Source organism: Streptococcus oralis (assembly GCF_001075675.1).
Taxonomy (GTDB): domain Bacteria; phylum Bacillota; class Bacilli; order Lactobacillales; family Streptococcaceae; genus Streptococcus; species Streptococcus oralis_V.
This window is the reverse complement of the sequence record NZ_JUNW01000027.1, coordinates 73,077-94,146: the sequence shown is the minus strand read 5'-3', so window position 1 is coordinate 94,146 and position 21,070 is coordinate 73,077. Positions and strand designations below refer to the sequence as shown.

Below are 21,070 nucleotides of genomic sequence, written 5' to 3'. Positions count from 1 at the left end.
GACCCGAGCGATGGATACCAGCTCCTTGATAAAGTCTGGCTGGTTGACCTTGAGCTCTGCAAACTCATCTGAGATGAGAAAGAGATGAGGGAGCGGTTCTGTCGCTTCTCCGTTTTTAAATTTCTTCTGGTATTGATTGATATGGTTGACTTCAAACTCTCCAAAGAGTCGTTCACGACGATGGATCTCCGCATTGATCGAAGCCAGAGCCCGCATAGATTGGGCACCATCCAAGTTGGTAATCGTCCCCAAGAGATGGGGTAGGTTTTTAAAGAGATTGGCCATCCCACCACCCTTATAGTCGATCAGCAAGAAAGCCACATCATGAGGGTGGAAGTTAACAGCGAGGGATAGGATATAGGATTGGATGGTTTCTGACTTCCCTGATCCAGTCGTCCCTGCGATCAAACCATGAGGTCCATGGGCTTTTTCATGCAGATTGAGCTGAACCAGGTCATCCTGACCACGCAGACCAATTGGCACAGCCAAACTCTTGTAAGGTGCGTTCTTTTTCCAACGGCTCGATACCTGCAAATCCTCAAAGGTCTCCGCCCCATACATTTCCATAAAGGTCACAGAATCTGGGATCGAACTCTTAAGATTTTGGAGGTGATTGAGCGGAGCCAAGGTACGGGCGATCCGCTCCTTGTCATAATCTGCTGGGAAATGATCCAAACGGAAGTCCGTCTCTTTCAAAACTCCTTCTTCCATGACCAGTTGGCCTGTATTACGGTCCTTGATATTGATCACTGTCTGGATGTTCTCAGACAAGGAACTCATGACATCCTCTACAAAGATGAGAGAACAGCCTAATTCCGTTGGATCTTCGGTAAAGAACTCCATGATGATATGATCCAAAATCAACTTTTCATCGGTCACTAAAACCACGTAATGGGGATGGAAGAGGGTGCTCTCCTTGTGGGATGCTTCTTCCTTTTGACTACGGCGTAGTTTCAAGATCTGGTTCAAACTATTCAGAACTTGGTCCCGTGTTCGTTGATTGTAGACAAAACCGCGGACATTGAGTTCTTGCAGTTTAGCATGAGGAAGCCAACGCATCCAAGACCATTGCTCTTTTTCCTCTTCAGGCAGGATCGTAATAAACTGCACATCATGATAAGAATGGAAAGTCGCTAGCTGCATCACCAAAAGCTGCAGTTGTTCTAGAACGAGATTTCTAGGTCCAATATAACCCACTGGTCCATGGCTGAGGTTTGCCGGGATTGGCATATCTGGGATCTTTTTGTGACGACTATAGAGAGCGTAACCCTCTTCTTCTAGAGCATCCTTCTTACCGCTACGCTCCTGTTGACCGTATTTCAAGTCATAGCTAGTCGGCATTTTCCCAAGTCCCAAACGATAGTATAAAAAGTCAAAATGCAAGGGAGTCTTTTCATAAATCCGGTGATTGTAACTCTCAACCAAGTCCGTCAACTCTAAAATCGTTGGAAAATGATAGTGCATCCCTTCTTTTTGTTCTCGTTCCAGACGAGTCAATTCCTTGACCTTATCTTTCAGGTAAAGACGATAGAGATCGACCCGTTCCTTCTTATCAGCCTTGTACTTTTTACGATTTTTGATGAAACCACGGATAGAAAAAATCATTGTGGTTATGGACATCCCTACTGTCGCAAGAATATAGATCCCTCGAGGTTGAATTAAGGTGATTAAGACGGTTACTCCGACCATCATCAGAGGAGGAACGATCAGCTTTAACAGTTCATCGCTCGGTTTAACCGGTTCCTGGCCTGGGGGATTGATCAAGATTTTATCCTCGCTGCCACGATAGATGATCCGTGGAGAACGATGATAATCTGGATAATCTTCATAAAAACCATATCGAGATGGTTCTCTCAGAGTCAGTTGCGGCCCAACTTGGGCAGGACCCTGAACCCATACTTCATCTGGATAGAACTTGATCGTCACCGCCCCTAGACTCAACTCATCTCCAAAACCAATCAATTGCTGGTCCATTTGTTCCAGATGATTATTTCGATAAAATGCGCCTTTTAGTCGAGTTAGCTTCCATTGATTTTGGGATTTTTGGAGTAAGAGTTCAACATCTCCATCTAGTGTGATCAACGCACCTCTTTGAGAGCCAATCTGAAACTCTGATAAATCCAAAAGGTCATAAACCCTTGGCTCCCCTTCTCGGAGATAAAAGACGACCTCACCCAAACGCAGACCATCTTTCAAGAGTCCTGCTTCATCGTCATACTGATAAAAGACCTCGTCACCATCGACCTTAAGCTGAATCGATCTTTCCTGTTGAGAAAGGTAGACTTGGGCCTTTTCAGTCGCCCCGATCAAGACCGTCTTATCTGCACCCAGTTCTACTTCATAACGCAGACCTTGGCTGTAGAAAATGATTTGTTTTTTCATAATTTCTCTCCTTGGTCTACTTTAATTGCTAGAGGAGCTACTTGGAACAGGTTTCTTCTCAGATGACGGTTTGCTTTCAGAAGCCTTGTCTTGCGGATTAGGAGTTGTAGAAGCATTGGAGCTTGATTCACTCGTTAGTAGCTCACTTCGACTGTCCCAGTATTTCTTATACTCGCTTTCCAAAGTATTCAACTTACTTTCACGGTCTTTCCCTGACAAGTTGCCATCTTCTCGAACCTGCTTGATTTCCTGAGTCAAAGCATAGAGAATCAAGTCACTGTCGTTAATCCGTTTCGCAATATCAAGAGCCTCTTCAAAACGATTGCGCCCAACCTGGATCCAGTAAGTCAAATAAAGCTCATCTGACTTGAGTGTTACGTTGTTCAAGATGACTTTCTTTTGTTCAGAAGAAAATTCCAACCCCTGAATATAAGAGTAAGCCAACTCATACTTTTGCGTATTCGGTAAGCTAGCTGGATCAATTCTCTCTAATTCTGTAATAACACCACTATAATCCACTTTAATAAAGGCAGTATCTGCCTGCAACATCTTTTCTTTGAAAGGATTTTGCACAAAAATCAGATAGATCAGTGGAACAATTAGCAAGACAACGCTGGCTGTTAACCAAATCGTTGCCAGTTTAAAGACACGATGGCGTCTACTTGGAACCAAGACCAAATCTGCTCGTTCTTTCGCAGCCTTCTCCGTGTAGTACTTCTCCAAAACAGCTACTGCAGCCTCTATATCATCTGCCTGACATAGATCATTTAAGAAATCTGGAAAGGTCTCTAATTCCAAGGAACCATTATAAAGATCCATGAAATCCAAATCGCTAAATAGTGTTACTGTAAAACATTTAGCCTGGCGTAAAAAATCTTCTGAGGATATGGATTGAGGAACCATCAGACCAGGAATTCCACGATAAGCAATCTTAGCCTGAGCATCCTTGGTAATAAAGAGATTTACTGGGTGCAAAAGGAAAGTCACAGGTAACTCCAAAGCGCCCTCTAGACTAAAAACGTTTAGGGCCAAACGGATTCTTTCCGAAATGGTACGTTCCTTTATTTCCTCATAAGTCAGTCCATGAGCTTCGACTTGATAGGAGAAGGTGACACTATCCTCATCAGACACCATCGATTGCTCCAAAAAGAATGGATGATGCAAATCCAATAGTAAGAGTTCCCGTAAATCTTGACTCGCAACATCTGAACGTTTGAGTTTTAATTCCCAGTTTGTTTCATTTTTTTCATAGACAAACGACTGTCCACCAAATTCAAATTTTTCTTCAGCCACCTATATCTCCTCAATTTCTACTAAATCTCCTGTCGTCATAGGATAATCAGACAGATGTTTCCCTTCATCAATCAACAAACCTTTATTGACAATTCTTAATTGATATTTTTTTCGCTTGATACCTGGATTAAAAATCGTATCCACTTCTCGCACCAGCCGGCGCACTTCAATTCGCCGTGGAATGCGAATATCCACATCTCTTTCTCTCAAACGTAGGGTAATATTGATATGTTGCTCCACCTTTTACACGCCTCCTATGTCTGGTTTATCCTTTTCTAAGTTATTTAGACAGACTAGTTGTAAAATTAGTCCATCCCTTCTACCATCACACGATAACTCATTACTGCCGTTGCTCCAAAAAGCAAGAAAATCAACACCACATAGAATATCTCCGGAAGAAAGTCATTCAGACCACCTTTTTCTACATGGCCTATATTTGTTTGGAACTTGATTGTTTTTTGAGCATTGGGCTGAAACAACTGTTCTTCAGAAGATTTTTTCACTGGTCTCTGTATAGCAGAAAACAGTTGGCCCCTTTCTGTGATCAACTGTTCCTCTTGATGCTGTTGCATGTCCTGCAACCTCTTTTGAGTCGCTTCATTAAAAAGCTCCTTGATTTGTTCAGACTGTAGACCAAATTTCAATCCCTCTTTCTTTTCAAGTCGGGAATCATCAATCTGCAGACTGTTATCCTTCAAATCATCTGCAGCAGCCCCAGAGACTGCTGCACATGTTACTAAGGTAAGAAGGAAAAGAATGATTTTCTTCATATTTCTAATTTCTATTCTTTCTCAGCTTGGCTTGCTTGAAACCACAAACTACTTTCTCTGATAAAAACATTTATAACAAGTAAAACTGCTATGATAACAATCGTTGCAACAAAAGCGATAATTGCCGCTGGATGTCCATCAAAGTATCCTGAGAGCAAACCTTCTAATATCGATAACGCATTGAGATTTTTGATAAATGCTGGGAAACCAGTTAGACTTGCTGTTGTCCCAATAGCATTTGATAGGTAGACAAAGCTAATCATCATAAAGAAGGAGAGTCCCATACCAATCACTCGGAAATGTTTAAGCAATAGATATTGTCCTTGAATCAGTACAAATGCGGCTAAAACAATTAATAGAACCCAAGATGGTTGATATTCACGGCCAACCTGTAGCCGAACACTTGATACAACACCAACTACCAATCCGACAACGAGACTTAAAGCAGATAGGATGGTTACCGTCATCAAGTCTGTATCATGTAACTTATCAAGTTTGAACTTATCTTTGACTTTGCGAATAACGTTTTGAGTTGCAAACAGATAGGCTGTAAAGAGGCTAACAATCTCCAATAGTAAAATCCATGTAAATGGACGGTAAACATTGACAGTCGCTTTTACTGAAGTAGAATTTTGGGTAACAGGATTGGATAAGAAGTTCAACAATACTTCGTTTGGCACCCCATTTTGATAGGCATTATTCAGAACCTTCACAAAGGATTCTACAAAGTTTCCATTGTTAGTCAATTCTTCGTTAAACTGCGTCATCAAGGAGTCAGCATCCTGCGACAACTTTTCAGTACTTGTTTGAGCATTTGACAATTCACGATTAAACTTACCTAAAGTCTCATTAACAGACTCAGCCGCCTTGACATTGCTTTGAGAAGACTCCTTCACACCCGTAGTTTCTGACAAGAGAGCTGCATAATCCGAATTTAGGGTGGCCAATTGTTTATCAGTCTCTTCAAAAGCAGAATTGCTCCCCCCTTGCTTCTCAACCAAATCCTTTAGCTTTCCTTCCAACTGCTCGTACAACTCTAACTGTTTCTTGATTTTTGTATCCAATTCTTGGTTGGTAGTCAAAACATCCTGCACATTTTTTTCTAAAACAGGCTTGAGAGTAGTCAATTCTGATAAGGCTTTATCTACTTTCCCTTTGACACCATCAGTTTCTTTATCGCTAGCAGGTGTAGTTAAGCTGTCTTCATATTTCTTCAGATTTGAACTAATAGCTTCAAGCCAAATATTTGACAAAGCATCTGTTACATCACTATTTCGTAACTCTTTGACAGCATTGTATGCTTGTCTGAGTGCTTCCACCTTTTGGTAGTCAGAAGCTATTTTCTGAACCTTTTGTCCGTAAGAAACCGCTGCTTGCTGAACGGCTAAGATATCTATCGGAGCACTGACTGCTTGAACATCATTCAAGGAAATATCAACAGTCTTTGGCTCCGTTTTTGGAGCTGGACTTGGAGTCCCGGTTGAACCTGTAGTTGTAGTTGAGGTTGTCTCTGCAACACTATAGGCTACTTTAAAAGTCCCACCCGTCTTCAAATCAATTTCTTGACCAAACTCAACTGGTGTACCATCATAAGTGACTGAGTGAACTGTCACTCCTGATTCAGCTTTCCATGATACCTTAGCCTTTGTTCCTGTTCGTCCAACAGCACTCGTACTCGTGATTGCCAGATCTTCCAAATTCTTCAAATCAGTCGAATTGATTTCGTCACTAGGCTCTTTGATTGTTTTTAATTCAGTATAGTTTACAGAAGGAATTGTGATTGGTGTCATACCAAAACCACTAAATTCTTTTCCACTAAAGTCTTCTTTTGGTAATTCTGAGATTGCAGAAGCCAACTGCTCTTTGAGAGATTCTACAGCCTTCTCTAGGTCCTTGTTTGCAGCTTTATCCAAAAATTGCTTAAGAGTGATGTTACTCTTCTCACTTGTTCCATAGTAAGCAGCTAATTTCTCATCAATAAAGTTATGAATATCCTTTTTATGATTTTCAAACTTGGTTCTTTCATCTGTTAGATTGTTCTTTAAACTCTCAATCTTTTTGCCGATGCTTTCTGCGACTGTTTTATAGGAAGGTCTAACTTCAGATGACGTACCATCAGAAGATGCTGCTGTTCCATCTATATTAGAAGTCAGACTACCTTGAGCTTTAATTAATTCCTTATAGGTTTCAATTTGTCCCTTAACGTCTTCCCGACTCTGAGAAATGAGCCCAGTGATAACATCCGCATGATTTTTCTTCTCAGTGACCCTATCCTGAAGCAGAGTGTCAAGCTTTTTACCATAGGCAATCTGTGAAACGTCATAACGACCAAAAATCTGAGAATAACTATCCAAACCTGTCTTTAAAGCACTGTTGGCGTCAACAGAAGAACTAGACATACTATAGAGAGTTGGGAAAAGATTTTTAGAGTTGATAGCTGTATTATATAAATTCGTACGATAGTTTCCGATATTGGTCGCTTGTATCTGTGAGCTAGCTTGAACATTCTTTTGTGCTGTATAAAGGTTGTTCAAAATACTAGCCATATACATATCGACTAACTGACCATTCAAATCAGCAACAATGTCTTTCGCTAGTTTATTTGCATCATTTTCTACTTGCAAATTTCCTTGCGCATTCACCTTATAATTAATAGTTGTCTTATCAACATTAATGCTGTTAATATCGAGTATTTTTTCAGAAAAGTCACTAGGAATTGTTAAAACGAGCTGGTATTTCCCACTTTCTAATCCAGTATCTGCAGCTCCACGAGGGACAACAGACCAGTTTTGTGAATTATCACGCTCGATATTTTTTACATAACTAGCACCTAGGTTATACTCTTTTGTATCAACATAGACAGGCTTATCTTCATTTACAATAGCCACATTTAATTTTGTCTGCTGATTAGCCTTTGCATTATTTTCATTGCTAATCGTTGTATTTTTTTGAACAGATATATTCAAAAAAATAATCAATGCAAGCAGCCCTAATGCCAGCAGACTACTTCCTATATATTTAAAAATTCTATTCTTCCTCATATTACTTTAAATTTTCTCCGTCATAAAAAATAGGAAGGCTCTCGCCCTCCTAAAGCCACTTATATAACAAATTAAATTTGTGATGCAAGATCTTGGTCGTTTTGTTCAACAATTTCAGCAACCTTGTTCAACTGTGCATTGATTTCATCAAGCAAAGTTGCAAACTCCTCAATTTTTGGAGACAATTCTGTGAATTGGCGATCAAAGCTCTCAAAAGCAGCACCTTTCCAGTTGTCTCGGATAGTATTTTGCTCTTGAGTCAATGTACGAAGTACTTGTCTTACTTCCTCAGAACCTTGAGTGTACTTTTGAGCAGAGGTGCGCAATTCTTCTGTTGTTAATTGAATTAAAGCCATGTGAAACTCCTTTATATTAATTTATGCCCTCATTATATCAATAATTTGTCTCAATTGCAAGTTTAAAATTCATTTTTTATTCTATTTATAAAAAAATAAGAGCTATTTCCATCTAAAAACTAGTAAGAAGGATTAAATTATCTACTTTTCTTGTATAATTACTTCTTTTTTATCTATAATAACAAACTATAACAAATTCATATCATCCTTCTTTTATAAGGTATATTTGTCAAACGTTCTTTTCTTCTAACTTTCTATGAAAGTTTTTATTCTCTTGATGACGAGCTTCCAACACATTCTCTATACGACTCTTGTAAAGTTGATGATAGTTATCTAAATTGTTCTCTATCTCAAAGATATATGGTTGAATTTCAGCAAAACTACTGTCTCTGCATGCATAGGAAAGCGCCTCTAGGAGATGATCCGTCTCCCTACTAAACTTGCGGAAATTATCATCCAAATCCATCTCTAAACGCTCTAAGTCTCGTAATTTACGATTATGCTCATCCTCTAGTTTCTGAAGTTCCTTTTTATCCATGACGAGTTTTCTCCTAGTTTTTGATCGGACTTTGTAAAGTAGGGGTTTGCATGGTCTGGGTCAAGTAAGTTTCGGCAGCATCAGCGGCCTTGCCCTCAAATCCACCCTTAATATTGTTTACATAAGTCTTAGAGGCGAACTCTTGCATATCTGAGGCTGCTTCTTGCAACTTTTTAGCTAACTCCACTCCTTTAGCAAGGATTGACAGTTCTTTTGCAGTTACCAAGGCCCTGACTGCTTGGCGTTCTTGTTCCTTCATTCTTTCTTTGAAGCCTCTGTCGAGTTGCTCTCTTGTAATTAAAGTATCCTCATCCGTTAGGACTAACATTTTTTCCCCTCCATGTTTGTTTTACATCCGCCAATAGATTGTTAAAATCTTCAGCACTATTTGTATCTATGGTTTCAAAGGAACCACTAGCTTTAACCAAGCTCTCCCCTAGTTGCTCGATTTGTGTCAGGAAGGATGTTGCTGCTGTCTTCGTGTCACTTGCAACGCCTTCATCCCAAAAGCTTGTTGTGTCAAAACCAGAAAGTAGATTTGTAACTTCTGAACTTGACAAATATCCAACCATGTCAAAGGCTGTCTGTCTTGTTTCTTTTATCATGTTTTGAATATCTTCCTTAGCATCTGAAAGTAAGGTTTTCACAGATTTAACTTTGTCTTCCATGTCAAAATTTGCCAACTGGGCTGCTGTCTGAAGCAACTGAGCTCGGACCAAAATTCTCTTTTCTCCTGTAAGATTGCCATTTCTCAGTTGTTCCTGATAACGAGGAATAGCTTCTCTATCCCATTTTATAGATTCCTGACGAGCTTCTTCGACAATTTTACTATATTCAGTTGTAAAATTCTCGTAAACAGCATAACCAATAGCTGCCTTTATTTTAAACTCACCCCTCATAATGGCATTTAAAACATTTGAGGCTACATTTTCATCGACTCCTAAAGCCCGGAGGGAATCCAACGTTGTCGCTATCAGTCGAGCTAGCTTTTCACCTGCCCTGAGCAATTCTGGGTGAAAATCCTCAGACGCAGTCAATAAATTTCCCTTTCCATCCGATTGGAAAACACCAAAGTCATGGGAACTTTCCGGATCAGTAATCTGGGTATAATGCAAGGGGACAAGGACATTGACTTTACCGACGGGTTTCTTAAGTGGTTCATCGGAGTCCCCAGGTAATTTGGTAATGGTGTGCTCACGGTTGAGCATACCCACGACATCAAAAGGATTGACATAGTACTCGATTTTTTCGCTAATCTTTTTGATTTTCTCATCACTGAGCCCCATTTTCTTTAAGCTCTTTGTCGTGTCTGGACCGTCAAAGAGAACGACTTTGCCGATTTTCTCCAGTTCTTGATCAGTAAGGCCCGCTACCCCTTGCGCAGAGACAATGGTCCCTAAGGAGTGACCTGTGATGTCCATCGTCGCATTTGGAGCCTTTTCGCGCATCTCTGCGATTTTCGTTTTCATTCCTACTGTCGCTAACTTGGCTTGCGGTGTATGGATATGATTGAGAGCGAACTTAGCGTCGTTGTCAATCCAGTCGTTCCAATTTTCTTTACTGATGGCATCACTGCCGCGGATAGTCATATAGGTTTTCTTGGTATCATTAGTCAAGGTTGGCGTATCCGTTAAGTAGTAGGCACTGAAACCAGCTTCATCATCAGTTAACAATCCTTTTTGATAACGTTTGTGATGAATATCCTGCCTCATCCCATTCGCATCAGGAACTGGTATCGATGTGACTTTATAAGTATCTCGCAAATCAGGATCCGGCTGCAAGTAGACTCTACCATTATGGGGAAGATGTTTACCTCCAGGGGTGATTTCTTTTACATTACCATCCTCATCCAAAATATATCCATCATTTGAGAAATCAAATGTTTGTACGTTCGTTGAACTATTTTGAGGAGGAAAATTACTTGGGCGAAAAGTGTAGGCAGCTTGTGCTAAATCTGCATAAAAATTATCAAAGGTTTTTAAATTACTGTTACTCATAAAGATCCCATAAGTTTCCTTTCAAAATTCTTATTGGTTGCATTTGCATAATAACAAGTTTCTCAGGGATTTCATTTACATTACGTTTTAGTGGAAAACCTAATGTAAATTTAGTATCCTTATTATTATTGATTCTACCGTTCACTGTCATCATATAACCTCCGCCTTGAGGAGTTCCATTTCCTACCTGACCAACTTCCATACTATCCCAATCAAATTGGACACTCTCAACTTTTGAATTCCAAGATTTAACGAAGTTCGCCATTTCCTCTTCATGCTCCTTCAGATAAGCCAACTGCTTAGCCCGTGGGCTCAGAGTTATTCCTCCAAATAGATTTGTTTCCTGTGCCATCCATGCGCCTCCTCCAAATACTACAAGGGCTATAACTAGCCAAACCAAAGTACGTCTTTTCATCTTTTTCCTCCTATATAGCGGAATCTAAGTATATTATATCATGAATGTAAAAAAAAATACTTTTAGCAAGTATTGTAAGTCAATAGGGAATGAATGGTGTTAAATTTGAGTAAAAATTATCAAAATTTTTTAAGTTGCTATTAGTCAAGAAGTTTACCCCCAATACGCAACGGACTACCAATTCCAATAGAATTAATTAAAATTTTTCCATCTGTAATCTTAATAATCACACTCCAGCTTGAGTTTGATATATTATTAAATCCTCCATAAACCTGAACAATATCGCCTCCTCCTCCTTGAGGTGTACCATTTCCTATCTTATCCCATTGTGTCTGTTTCCAATCTATTTGAACCGATTCGACTCTAGGATTTAAAGATTTTACAAACTCCTTAATATCCTCTTCATGCTCCTTTAGATAAGCCAACTGCTTGGCTCGTGGGCTTAGAAATAGATTTGTTTCTTGTGCTAACCATGCGCCACCTCCAAAGACCACAATGGACAAAACTAGCCAAAGCAAGGTACGTTTTTTCATAATGATGCTCCTTCAGATATATCATCTCCCTCTTACAATCCAAAACTCCTTAATTAAAAACAAATTACGGATCTATTGTTGCTTTAGAAATAGAAAATTGTCATTAAAACTAGTATAGCATAAAAGCCTCAAACAGCCTATTTCACCAATCCCTCATCTTGAAGATTTGTTAATAATTTGACCAGAAGAATTTGAGTTGGATGCAAAGAAACAATAGTGTGAATTGTGCTAAAAATCATCAAAAAACACCCCATGGTGTGAACCATGAAGTGTTGTAAATGCTGTATTGTAGCTGGTTCTTAACGTTTTGAGAACTGGCTAGCTTTACGAGCTTTCTTAAGACCTGGTTGGGGCACCACTTATTTCATCTAATTTCAAAGTGCTTTAAAATCAACGTTTTCATATGTTTTCAAAAAATAAAATTTCAACTAATTTCAATCAGTTTCATTAAAATAAGGTAAACTTTCATAAAAAATAAGTAAAAATCGAACCAGAATATCAAAAGTTTCCCTTATATAAAATTTATACATATTAGAACAACACCATAGAAAAGAGAGCCACCGCTCTCTTTCTTTTTATCTATTATATTTTCGTTTTCCTGCTAAAGCAAATAGTCCAACACTTGCTCCAAGCAATGCTAAAAGTCCTGAATCCTTCGTTCCTGTATTTGGAAGTTGTTTCTTAGGTTCTTCTTTTGCATTTGTAGCTTGTGCATTTGTAGCTTGTGCAGGAGCTTGATATGTTTTATCGTCTTTAGTTCCTACCGTCGCAACTACTGGTTTGTTTTGTGCCTTCGCATCTACAATGTCAACTACTTTACCAGTTGCGTCGGTAATTTCTTTAGGTTGACCACCTGCTTTACGGATTGCATCTTCTTTATCTTTCAAAGCCTGCAAGCGTTGTTGTTTTGCAAGGTATGCGTCATGGTCAGCTTTGAGTTGCTTGAAGTTCTCATACCCACGAGCCTTAGCTTCTGCGATACCCTCTAGGCGAGCCAACTCTTCCTTAGCAGTTTCCAACTCAGCACGGAGTACGCCAAGCTTAGATTTAGCATCAGTAAGCTCTTTGTCCAAAGTCTTAAGGACTTCATCACGCTTAGTAAGAGCGAGATTAAGAACTGTATAAGTGTCAGTAGCTTCTTTAGATGCTTCACGTTTGCGAGCAAGGTCTTCACCAGCTGACTTACGAGCCAAGACTGCTACATCATGAGCCTTAGTAAGAACTTCCAATTCACCTTTGGCAGTTTCAAGAGCCTTGTCTGCTGTTGCTTTTTCAGATTTAGCTGTTTCAAGAGCCTTTTTAGCATCAGCAAGAGCCTTAGCCTTGTCAATAGCGTTTGTTTTAGCTAGTTCAAGAACTTCTTTGGCAATTTTTAGAGCTTGCTTGTCTTCAGCCAACTGAGTTTTGGCGTCTTCAAGAGCCTTTTCGAGAGCTGGGAGGTCAATCTTGTTCAATTGGATATCGGACAAGTGTTTGCGAGCAAAGTAAAGTTCATCGTCAGCTTTACCATACTTAGTCTTAGCAAGATATACCCCATTTTCAGCGTCTTTGAGTTCTGCATAGGCATTGACGTAAGACTTCTCAGCCAAGTCTACCTTTTCCTGCAATTTTGCAAGCTGTTCTTGTTGACTTGGGGCAGTAACTACTTTCGTCTTATCAAATTTTGAATTGTTTGAAAGTAAGTTATCTGAAATCTTGATGTAGTGGATTACAGAAGTAAAGCGCTTGTTAGAACGGAAACCAAGACCAGTGTACTGCATGTACCCAACATTAGGGCTTGCTGGAAGTACCCCACTAAGTGAGTTTGCGTGTCCCCACTTAGCATGAGAATCGTCGAACAACATAGACAAGATATCGTCATAGATACGACGTTTAAGGTCTGCAACAGTAGTTGTTTCGTCGTCACTGAAACCTGCAAGCTCACCCAAAAGCAAACCGTTGTCTTTTTCTCCTACCTTGCTAAGAGCATCGAAGTCGTGACCATACTCTTCTTTAGAGGTACGAGCCACTTCGTTAGCAATACGAATTGCATCTTCTGTAACCTTAACAGGGTCTGTACCGAATTGTTTACGAAGTTGGTTGATAAGGTCTGCTGCGAACAAAGAAAGCTCTTTACGAGTTTCGTAATCAAGATTGTTGATATCTACCTTTGTGTTAAGGTCTTTCTTAGACGCTTGAGGGTAGTTCAAGTCGTAACGATAAACTTCCCCACCATCGAAAGTAATTTTACCAAATTTTTCGTACTCTTTGAAAGCGAGCGCTTTTAGTTGGTCGGAAAGCTCTTTGCTTGGGTTAGAAATGTACTGTTTAAGAAGATTTACATACTCCTGGCTTACGTTGATGGTATATTTACCACCTTGGTCAGACAACCCTTCTTTAGCACGGTCAAGATCGGATTTGGCTGCTTTAACTGCTTCTTCTTTTTGAGATTGGTTAGCTTTAGCATCGTTAAGGTCTGTAGTAGCTTGTTTAAGCACTTTTTCTGCAGAAGAAATCTTGTCTTGGGTGTCTTTTATAGCCTGTTCTTTGTCTGCAACAGCTTTTTTACCGTCGTCAAGTTTTTTCTGAGCTTCATCTACCTTTCGTTCAGAAACCCTAACTTGTACAGTAGAGGTGTAAGCATTCTTTTCGAGTACACGAATATCAGTAGTAGATGAAAGAGAATCTACCTTATTCTGAGCCTCAGCTACCTTGTTAGATGCATCTGTAGCAGTCTTTTCAGCATTAGATACTACCTTAGTTTGGTCTTCAACCTTTTCAGCAGTTGCAGATACAGACTTATCAGCATCAGCTACAGTCTTCTCAGCAGTCGCAAGCTCGTTAGCTTTCTTGTCAGCGTCAGCCTTAGCCTCAGCCACCTTTTTAGGTGTAACAGAATTAGCTTCTTCTACTTTCTTAGTAGTTTCAGCGATAGTCTTTTCAGTATTAGAAATCTTAGTTTCTGTAGCTGAAACAACTTCTTTTTGCTTAGCTACATCCTGACTAGCTTTATCTGATTCAGCTTTAGCCTTATCTACATCTGATTGACTCGGAACTTTAGGGACTACCTCGTCCTGAGCAACTACTCTAGTTGCTGGCTCATTAACGGCTACTTCAGTCTCACTAGCCGATACCGTAGTAGATACCCCAAAGGCAGTAAGTGCTAAAGTAGAAACAACTGCGCCTGTGCGCAATTTCTTGATGGTTCCGTGACCTTGAGTGTTTGATTCCATCGTATAAACTCCTTTATGTCTTAAAAGACTGTTTTATGAATAATATTATACCACATTTTACAGTCTTTTAAATATTATTATTGCAAAAAAATCAGTCTTTTGATAACGATTTATTCAATGAGATAAACTTGTATGATAGTTATGAGGTACTATCATGACTGAAAAAATAAATTTAAGAGAATTTGTTGCAAAACAAATCAGACTTCTAAGACTGAAAAGCGGGATGACACAAGAATATCTAGCAGAAAAGGCTGATCTGGGATTCAACTATATCTATAGATTAGAGAATAAACAGTTAAACGTTAAGCTTGAGACCATTGAAAAAATCATACAAGCGCTTGAAGTTGATATGAATACTTTTTTTAATATCGAAAATCAAAATCAAAGCAGAGAATTTTCACAACTCATTGAAGATATTAGAAACCTACCAACAGAAAAAAGAGAACCTACTATAAAAGCTCTCCGAGATATATTAAAACAAATAAATTAAGCCAAGTATTTTTGAACTTGGCTTTTTTAAAATTTGCTAATTTAGTTTTTAGTCCCTCAAATTATGGATGCACTTGATACAGATATAGAAACTTTTTTCGATATATCCGTAACCGAAAGCAATCCCTTAATAAATCAGCTAATATATAAAATTAAGGAACTAACACCTAGTAAACAAGAACGAGTTCTCAAGCTCATGATACAGCTTATTGACGAAATAGAAACATAAACCAAGTCACGAAAAATTGACTTGGTTTTATTTTATTCTCCTGTAAATAAAAACCGAATATTCTTTGCTATGGTTAAAAATTTCTAAGACCCTAGCATAAATTCTTTTCACCTACCGAAAATGAATAACCAAAATCCCCTACAAAATAGGTATCCCAGCGAAGAGGTCTAAATACCTGAGCAAAATAAGAAGAGTCTGACGAAAATTTAGAACAACATCATGCTATAATATATATCCACTGGCGTAAGTTTTTGACTACCTGTACTATAATATTTATACAATGGCGTATTTTTGAGATAATTCAATTTTTAATATTAAAATGACGTAGCTGAAGGAATCCCCTTGCGATATAGTAAGTGAAATTAAAAGATCGGGGTGATGAAAAATGTACTATTTGAGTTAAATTGATAACATTTGATAACTTGTTATCATCAAAGATTAAAATTACTTGTCAGCATTCTAAAAAGTCTGACCACGCAAAGACAAGGAGAAATTTATATGTCAAAAGAGAAAAAATTAATCGTAGGCAACTACGAAAGCGCAAGAGCATTTTTAAATGCTTTATCAACTTCTGTTGATATCCCCTCAGAAATCAGAGTAGTTGATACAAATAGCGGAATCATCAATGAAGGTCAAGAAAATCACCGTTCATGGGCATCTCTTACATGCGTAGATGTCGAACTCTATGAACAGTTCTCTAGCATTTCTCAAGAGGCTTACTGTCCAACCTTCAAAGTCAAATTGAAGAACTACTCAAACGAGAACTTGGATAGTTTAGTCAACGCTGACATCGTACTTAACCAGTATGACTTGTCATTTGTTCTTGACAAGTTGAAACAGCCAGTCGGCATCGCTCTTGTAGCTGAGCTTACTGATATTGCACTCAAATAGAAAAGAGGTGGCTTATGAAAAATTTCTTAAGAAAAATCATGGAATTAGAGTGGTACTATCAGATTTTCATAGCCTCAATTACCCTTGTTTTAATAGCACTACTTCTTAAGTTTCTTCTATGGATAGTTCCATTTATATTAGGTTCTTTGTTGTTCCTGTGGCTTGTGACAGATGGAGAAATTTTCTCTCTAGCTTGGCATCGATACAAACAAAGAAGTCAAACTGCTATTAATCCTTTATTTGATAGCTTCTATAACTGGTTAACAGAAGTCGGTGTAACAGAACTACCAATCTCTTCACTAAGTTACACACAAGGTGTCGAAGTTACGGAACAAGGTATTTACTTTGTTCATATTGACAAAGAAATCTCTGATGAAGCCCTTGGAAACTTTGAAACAAAAGTAAGACAAGTTGTAAAAACTATGTCAAACGATTCTATAGATTGCGTTGTAAGTCGCTCTAAGCGTGAGCCCTTTCTTGCAGTCAAGGTTCGTTTAGTGTCAACTAATGACATGATGCTAATGCAAAAAAATCAAAGAGAAGAGGACTTCTAGCATGATTAAAAACGTTTTCGAGGTCAACAGTAGGGGACACCCTTCCCCTTTCAACATTGACATAAACCGATATTTCGCTTTAATAATCGCAGGCCCATCAGCCTCGGGGAAGAGTACGTTTTTAAGAAGAATTATCGGTCTCATTTCATTTTATGATACAGATGCTGAAGCTTATTTCATGGACTTTAAAGCAGATGAAGAAATGTTTCCAATGACTAGTGACCATGTCGCAAGAGGTTTTAACTGTTTAGAACTTTTTGAAACAGTCTACAAACGTTTTGAAGCTAGACTTGATAAGCAAGAACAAAACTCGCATAATCTTTACCTAATTTTTGATGAGTGGCAAGCTTTCCTAGCTTACCTAGAACAGACTGATAAAAAGAAACATAAAGATATTTTATCAAAAATGTTGATGATGAATAGCATGGGTAGAAGTTTAGGTTTACGAATTATTTTGTCTAGTCAGCGTTTCTTGATGTCTGACCTTCCAGGGCGCTATAACTTCAACTGTATAATTTCATTGTCTACTAGTTTTCTCATGTCTACCAACAATAGACAACTCCTTTTTCCTGATATGGAAAAAGATGAAGTTGTAATAAAACCTAGAGGGTATGGATATTTTCAACTAGAAGGGGAACCTGTTAAAATGTTTCGTACGATCCAAGTAAGAGACGAAGAACGGTTAAACCAGCGGATGCAAGAGCTATTTTCAAGATATAGCTAGCGCTTTTTCTGCTACACTTGTTTGATGCGACACTGACCTACCTAGGGATTTCATCGGTTTAGTGTCGGCACGACATTACCAGCAGAAAAATGCCTATTCGCAAGGGCTTGAGGGGTGGAGATTTTTTAAGCGCAACGATGCCGAAGGCAGGGAGTGAAGCGCCAAAAAATACTACCCCGTCCCTTGTTGAATTGGCAAGCGTTCTCGGTTCGATAGGGTTCCATCGGGCAGGAGAGGCTGGGGTTTGGGGCAAAGCCCCAAGAGAAGATTTATTGGGGTTACTACGACCCCCAATAAATCAATAATCAATAATCATAGAAAGAAAACAAAATGGCTAAAGAAAAACGTTCAAATAAATGGGCATTCCTATTCTATAAGGAAAGTGCCCCAGAAAATTATTTAGAAATTCTCGAAGAGTTACACATTCCATTTGTTCTTAGCCCTTGGCATGATAAGGACATTAACAGGGAAACTGGGGAATTTAAAAAATCGCACAAGCACGGAGTCTTATTTTTTGAATCGCTAAAAAGTTATTCCCAAGTATCAGAGCTTCTTACTGAGAAACTCAATACACCTTCCCACGTTGAAGTTGTCATGTCACCAAAAGGTATGTACGATTATTTCATACATGCAGAAAACCCTGAAAAAACTTTATACAATATAGAAGATATTGAATCAGGTTGCGGATTCGAACTTGATAAGTTCTTGATAGAGCAAAATTCAAATTTATTTCTAGAAACTGTTATCGATGTAATCACCGATAACGATTTTACCGAGTTCGAAGACTTAGTTCACTACGCTAGAAATAAAGATATTTCACTACTGGGATTAATAATTGAACGAACCTACTTTTTTACAAAATTTTTAGATTCTAGACGTTATAATCCCCAAAACAACAAAAAAACCTCCTCAGAAGATACTTTGGTGAGCAATACTGATGAGGCAAATACAGATGATTAAAAATCAACTGATACTTCAATTATAGCACAATAGGGAGAAATAACTTATGCAAGTAATTCTACCAGATGAACAAGTTAAACAAATTCAGCTCCTACTTGCTGAACTTATCACAAAAGAAATTGAAAAGAAACTGCACCATTGTAACCTTGAAAGCCCATTTTTAAACAAACAGCAGGCTTGTCACTATCTAGGCATCTCAAACAATACTCTAGATAGTTGGATCAAGAAAGGACTGCCTACAATAAAAATAGGCAAGACTATACGATTTAATAAAGAAGCCATTAATTCATGGCTTTACTCACAAAACTAGAAATATCTATATTTTTGTTTTATAATAGTCATGATATTTTCTGGTTCGATACACAAGGAGAATATCATGACTATCACTAAAACAAAAAATGGTACTTATCGTTTAAAAATCTACATTCCAATAGAAGCTCGAATGCCACTTGGAATCGTCAGCAACAACTACTACGATAAACGATTCAAAACAAGAAAGGAGGCACGACAAGCAGAGATAGACTTACTCACGAAGTTAAACCAAATTGAAGACAATGCGTTTTCGGGACTAGGAAAAGAAGATATTCTTTTCTCAGACTTCTATAATAATATTTGGTGGGAATCCTATAAAGCAGGACAAACTACATCAACTTCTAAGCCACCAAGCAGGTCAACAATTGCTAATACCAAAACATGTTTTGAAAAGCATATACTACCACTTCTTGGCAACTATACGATTCAATTTTTAAACCAAAATAAACAGGTTATTCTAAATTTGATGACGGCAAAAGCCAACGAATATGCCAACTTCAAAACTTTACGAAGTTACGTTATTTCTATTTTTGATTGGGCAGAAGAACTTGAATATATTGAAGCAAATAGAGTTGCAAAAACTTTAAGACGAATTAAGGCTGTTAAAAAAATTCAACTTGCAGAATCAAAACGTGATGAAGATTTATATTTAACTCATGAGCAACTCCAAGAGTGGTTCTCAGCATTTCAAGAAGATTTAGAGAATGATAAAATAACCCTTAAAGATTATGTCCTATTTTATCTCACTTTTTTCTTAGGCGATAGAAAATCTGAAACCTATGCTCTTCAATGGAAACATATCGATTTTTCAAAATCACAGGTTCAGCTAATTCAAGCTTTAGATAGATATGGACAAGTGAAATCTACTAAGGGAAATAAGAAAACTATTTTCTCTATTTCTAATGACTTACTTCAACTCCTTACCTCTTGGAAAGAACAACAAAAATATGAACTGGCAAAATTTGGCATCATCAGTAATCCAGAACAATTTATTTTTACATATATCGACACAAAAGGAAACATCAATAAGCCTTTACATGCTGACTATCTAAACAACAAAATGAAAAGTATTAGAAAGCGACATAAAGAGCTGACACATGCTACACCTCATAAACTGCGACATACAGGAGCAACACTTGCTAAACAAGCAGGAATGAGCTTAGAAGCTATTTCTGAAGCTCTAACACATAGCGACACAGGTACAACACAGATTTATGTCAATACTTCTAATGTAGTTCCTATGGCAGTCGGTGAATTTGCCTTAAAGTCTCTAAAACAATAAGGTAAAAATAAGGTAAACTTTGAGGTGAACTTTTCAAAAAAACACAAAAAAAGCACCCATAAGGTAAACTTTTGAGTGCTTTGAAACGTTGATATAATCGTATTGATTAACGTTTACTAAATTGTGATGCTTTACGAGCTTTCTTAAGACCTGGTTTCTTACGCTCAACTTTACGTGAGTCACGTGTAAGAAGTCCTGCGCGTTTCAATGAATCGCGGAAGTCTGGGTCTACTTGAAGAAGGGCACGAGCGATACCGTGACGGATAGCTCCTGATTGACCAGCGTATCCACCACCTACAACGTTAACGAAAACGTCATATGAACCTACAGTTGAAGTAACTGCGAATGGTTGGTTGATAACAAGACGAAGGTCAGCGTGCGGGATGTACTCTTCAACATCTTTTTTGTTAACAGTGATTTTACCAGTTCCTGGAACAAGGCGAACGCGTGCAACAGCGTTTTTACGACGTCCAGTACCTGCATATTGTGCTTGTGACATACTTTATTGTTCCTTTCCTTAGATAAGTCCTGAAATATCAAGAACTTCTGGTTGTTGTGCAGCGTGAGTGTGCTCAGCTCCAACGAATACTTTCAATTTCATACCTTGAGCACGGCCAAGAGTATTGTGTGGAAGCATACCTTTAACTGATTTTTCGATCAAACGTACTGCATTTTTAGAACGAAGTTCACCAGCAGAGATTTGTTTCAATCCACCTGGGTGGTTTGAGTGAGTGTAGTAGATCTTATCAGTTGCTTTTTTACCAGTCAATTTAACTTTTTCAGCATTGATAACGATTACGAAGTCACCTGTATCAGTGTGTGGTGTGAATGTTGGTTTGTTTTTTCCGCGAAGTACGCTAGCAACAACTGCTGAAAGGCGTCCAAGAGGTACATCAGTTGCGTCAACAACGTACCATTTGCGTTCTACTTGGCCTGGTTTAGCCATGAATGTAGTTTTGTTCATGATTTCTCCTATATGAATATCGTTTTTGTTTACAGGGCGGATGTTCCGGTCCGCGGGGTATTTGAAAGGTTCCGGGGCCTTACAAATGGGGTAAACAATACCGTCTACTATCATACCAAATTTCACTA

At 38.4% G+C, this 21,070-nt stretch carries 21 protein-coding genes; 7 read left to right on the top strand and 14 right to left on the bottom strand.

Annotated features, from left to right (window positions below):
- The 12 genes from essC to ADM50_RS03860 form a co-directional block, all read right to left on the bottom strand.
- The coding region (gene essC / locus ADM50_RS03915; RefSeq protein WP_049484598.1) for a type VII secretion protein EssC at positions 1–2,382 on the bottom strand (2,382 nt) is incomplete at its 3' end.
- A 21-nt stretch (positions 2,383–2,403) separates the two neighbouring features.
- Positions 2,404–3,675, bottom strand: a complete 1,272-nt coding sequence (gene essB, locus ADM50_RS03910) for a type VII secretion protein EssB (protein ID WP_049484597.1) — start codon at positions 3,673–3,675, stop codon at positions 2,404–2,406.
- Positions 3,676–3,915 carry an EsaB/YukD family protein gene (locus ADM50_RS03905; RefSeq protein ID WP_000434883.1) on the bottom strand — a complete coding sequence of 80 codons (240 nt, stop codon included), beginning with the start codon at positions 3,913–3,915 and terminating at the stop codon, positions 3,676–3,678.
- Between the two features lie 65 nt (positions 3,916–3,980).
- Entirely contained in the window at positions 3,981–4,445 is a 465-nt protein-coding gene (gene essA / locus ADM50_RS03900) for a type VII secretion protein EssA (RefSeq protein WP_000720507.1), read from the bottom strand.
- An 11-nt stretch (positions 4,446–4,456) separates the two neighbouring features.
- Complete coding sequence (esaA, locus tag ADM50_RS03895) at positions 4,457–7,486, bottom strand: type VII secretion protein EsaA (RefSeq protein WP_049484596.1); 3,030 nt, start codon at positions 7,484–7,486, stop codon at positions 4,457–4,459.
- Between the two features lie 71 nt (positions 7,487–7,557).
- On the bottom strand, positions 7,558–7,842 hold the full coding sequence (locus ADM50_RS03890; protein WP_001173991.1) for a WXG100 family type VII secretion target: 285 nt from the start codon (positions 7,840–7,842) through the stop codon (positions 7,558–7,560).
- 229 nt (positions 7,843–8,071) lie between these two features.
- The gene (locus ADM50_RS03885) at positions 8,072–8,380 is read right to left on the bottom strand and encodes a hypothetical protein (protein ID WP_049484595.1); all 309 of its coding nucleotides are present in this window, start codon (positions 8,378–8,380) and stop codon (positions 8,072–8,074) included.
- Positions 8,381–8,393: 13 nt separating this feature from the next.
- A complete protein-coding gene (locus tag ADM50_RS03880) occupies positions 8,394–8,708 on the bottom strand; it encodes a hypothetical protein (RefSeq protein ID WP_049484594.1) in 315 nt (104 codons plus the stop codon).
- Complete coding sequence (locus tag ADM50_RS03875) at positions 8,689–10,377, bottom strand: cutinase family protein (protein ID WP_049484593.1); 1,689 nt, start codon at positions 10,375–10,377, stop codon at positions 8,689–8,691. Before ADM50_RS03875 ends, ADM50_RS03880 begins: the two co-directional genes overlap by 20 nt.
- Complete coding sequence (locus ADM50_RS03870; protein ID WP_049484592.1) at positions 10,370–10,792, bottom strand: hypothetical protein; 423 nt, start codon at positions 10,790–10,792, stop codon at positions 10,370–10,372. The genes ADM50_RS03875 and ADM50_RS03870 overlap by 8 nt, the downstream gene beginning before the upstream one ends.
- A gap of 140 nt (positions 10,793–10,932) precedes the next feature.
- Positions 10,933–11,325 carry a hypothetical protein gene (locus tag ADM50_RS03865; RefSeq protein WP_049484591.1) on the bottom strand — a complete coding sequence of 131 codons (393 nt, stop codon included), beginning with the start codon at positions 11,323–11,325 and terminating at the stop codon, positions 10,933–10,935.
- A 575-nt stretch (positions 11,326–11,900) separates the two neighbouring features.
- Positions 11,901–14,537 carry an SEC10/PgrA surface exclusion domain-containing protein gene (locus tag ADM50_RS03860; protein ID WP_049484590.1) on the bottom strand — a complete coding sequence of 879 codons (2,637 nt, stop codon included), beginning with the start codon at positions 14,535–14,537 and terminating at the stop codon, positions 11,901–11,903.
- A 154-nt stretch (positions 14,538–14,691) separates the two neighbouring features.
- On the opposite strand from ADM50_RS03860, the gene ADM50_RS03855 reads away from it, so the two are divergent.
- From ADM50_RS03855 to ADM50_RS03820, 7 genes are all read left to right on the top strand, one after another.
- Positions 14,692–15,027 carry a helix-turn-helix domain-containing protein gene (locus tag ADM50_RS03855; protein ID WP_020900063.1) on the top strand — a complete coding sequence of 112 codons (336 nt, stop codon included), beginning with the start codon at positions 14,692–14,694 and terminating at the stop codon, positions 15,025–15,027.
- A gap of 726 nt (positions 15,028–15,753) precedes the next feature.
- Positions 15,754–16,146 carry a hypothetical protein gene (locus tag ADM50_RS03850; protein WP_049484589.1) on the top strand — a complete coding sequence of 131 codons (393 nt, stop codon included), beginning with the start codon at positions 15,754–15,756 and terminating at the stop codon, positions 16,144–16,146.
- A gap of 14 nt (positions 16,147–16,160) precedes the next feature.
- The gene (locus tag ADM50_RS03845) at positions 16,161–16,700 is read left to right on the top strand and encodes a hypothetical protein (RefSeq protein WP_049484588.1); all 540 of its coding nucleotides are present in this window, start codon (positions 16,161–16,163) and stop codon (positions 16,698–16,700) included.
- Position 16,701: 1 nt separating this feature from the next.
- Complete coding sequence (locus ADM50_RS03840; RefSeq protein ID WP_049484587.1) at positions 16,702–17,424, top strand: P-loop NTPase family protein; 723 nt, start codon at positions 16,702–16,704, stop codon at positions 17,422–17,424.
- 330 nt (positions 17,425–17,754) lie between these two features.
- Positions 17,755–18,384, top strand: a complete 630-nt coding sequence (locus ADM50_RS03830) for a replication protein (RefSeq protein ID WP_049484585.1) — start codon at positions 17,755–17,757, stop codon at positions 18,382–18,384.
- A gap of 46 nt (positions 18,385–18,430) precedes the next feature.
- Positions 18,431–18,694 (top strand): helix-turn-helix domain-containing protein, encoded by a 264-nt coding sequence (locus tag ADM50_RS03825; protein WP_049484584.1) that lies wholly within the window; start codon positions 18,431–18,433, stop codon positions 18,692–18,694.
- 66 nt (positions 18,695–18,760) lie between these two features.
- Entirely contained in the window at positions 18,761–19,978 is a 1,218-nt protein-coding gene (locus ADM50_RS03820; RefSeq protein ID WP_049484583.1) for a site-specific integrase, read from the top strand.
- A gap of 106 nt (positions 19,979–20,084) precedes the next feature.
- Here the strand turns inward: ADM50_RS03820 and rpsI are convergent, their stop codons facing one another.
- Together rpsI and rplM are read right to left on the bottom strand one after the other, a co-directional pair.
- Positions 20,085–20,477 carry a 30S ribosomal protein S9 gene (gene rpsI / locus ADM50_RS03815; RefSeq protein WP_000075973.1) on the bottom strand — a complete coding sequence of 131 codons (393 nt, stop codon included), beginning with the start codon at positions 20,475–20,477 and terminating at the stop codon, positions 20,085–20,087.
- An 18-nt stretch (positions 20,478–20,495) separates the two neighbouring features.
- The gene (rplM, locus tag ADM50_RS03810) at positions 20,496–20,942 is read right to left on the bottom strand and encodes a 50S ribosomal protein L13 (RefSeq protein WP_001044624.1); all 447 of its coding nucleotides are present in this window, start codon (positions 20,940–20,942) and stop codon (positions 20,496–20,498) included.
- Positions 20,943–21,070: the final 128 nt, after the last annotated feature.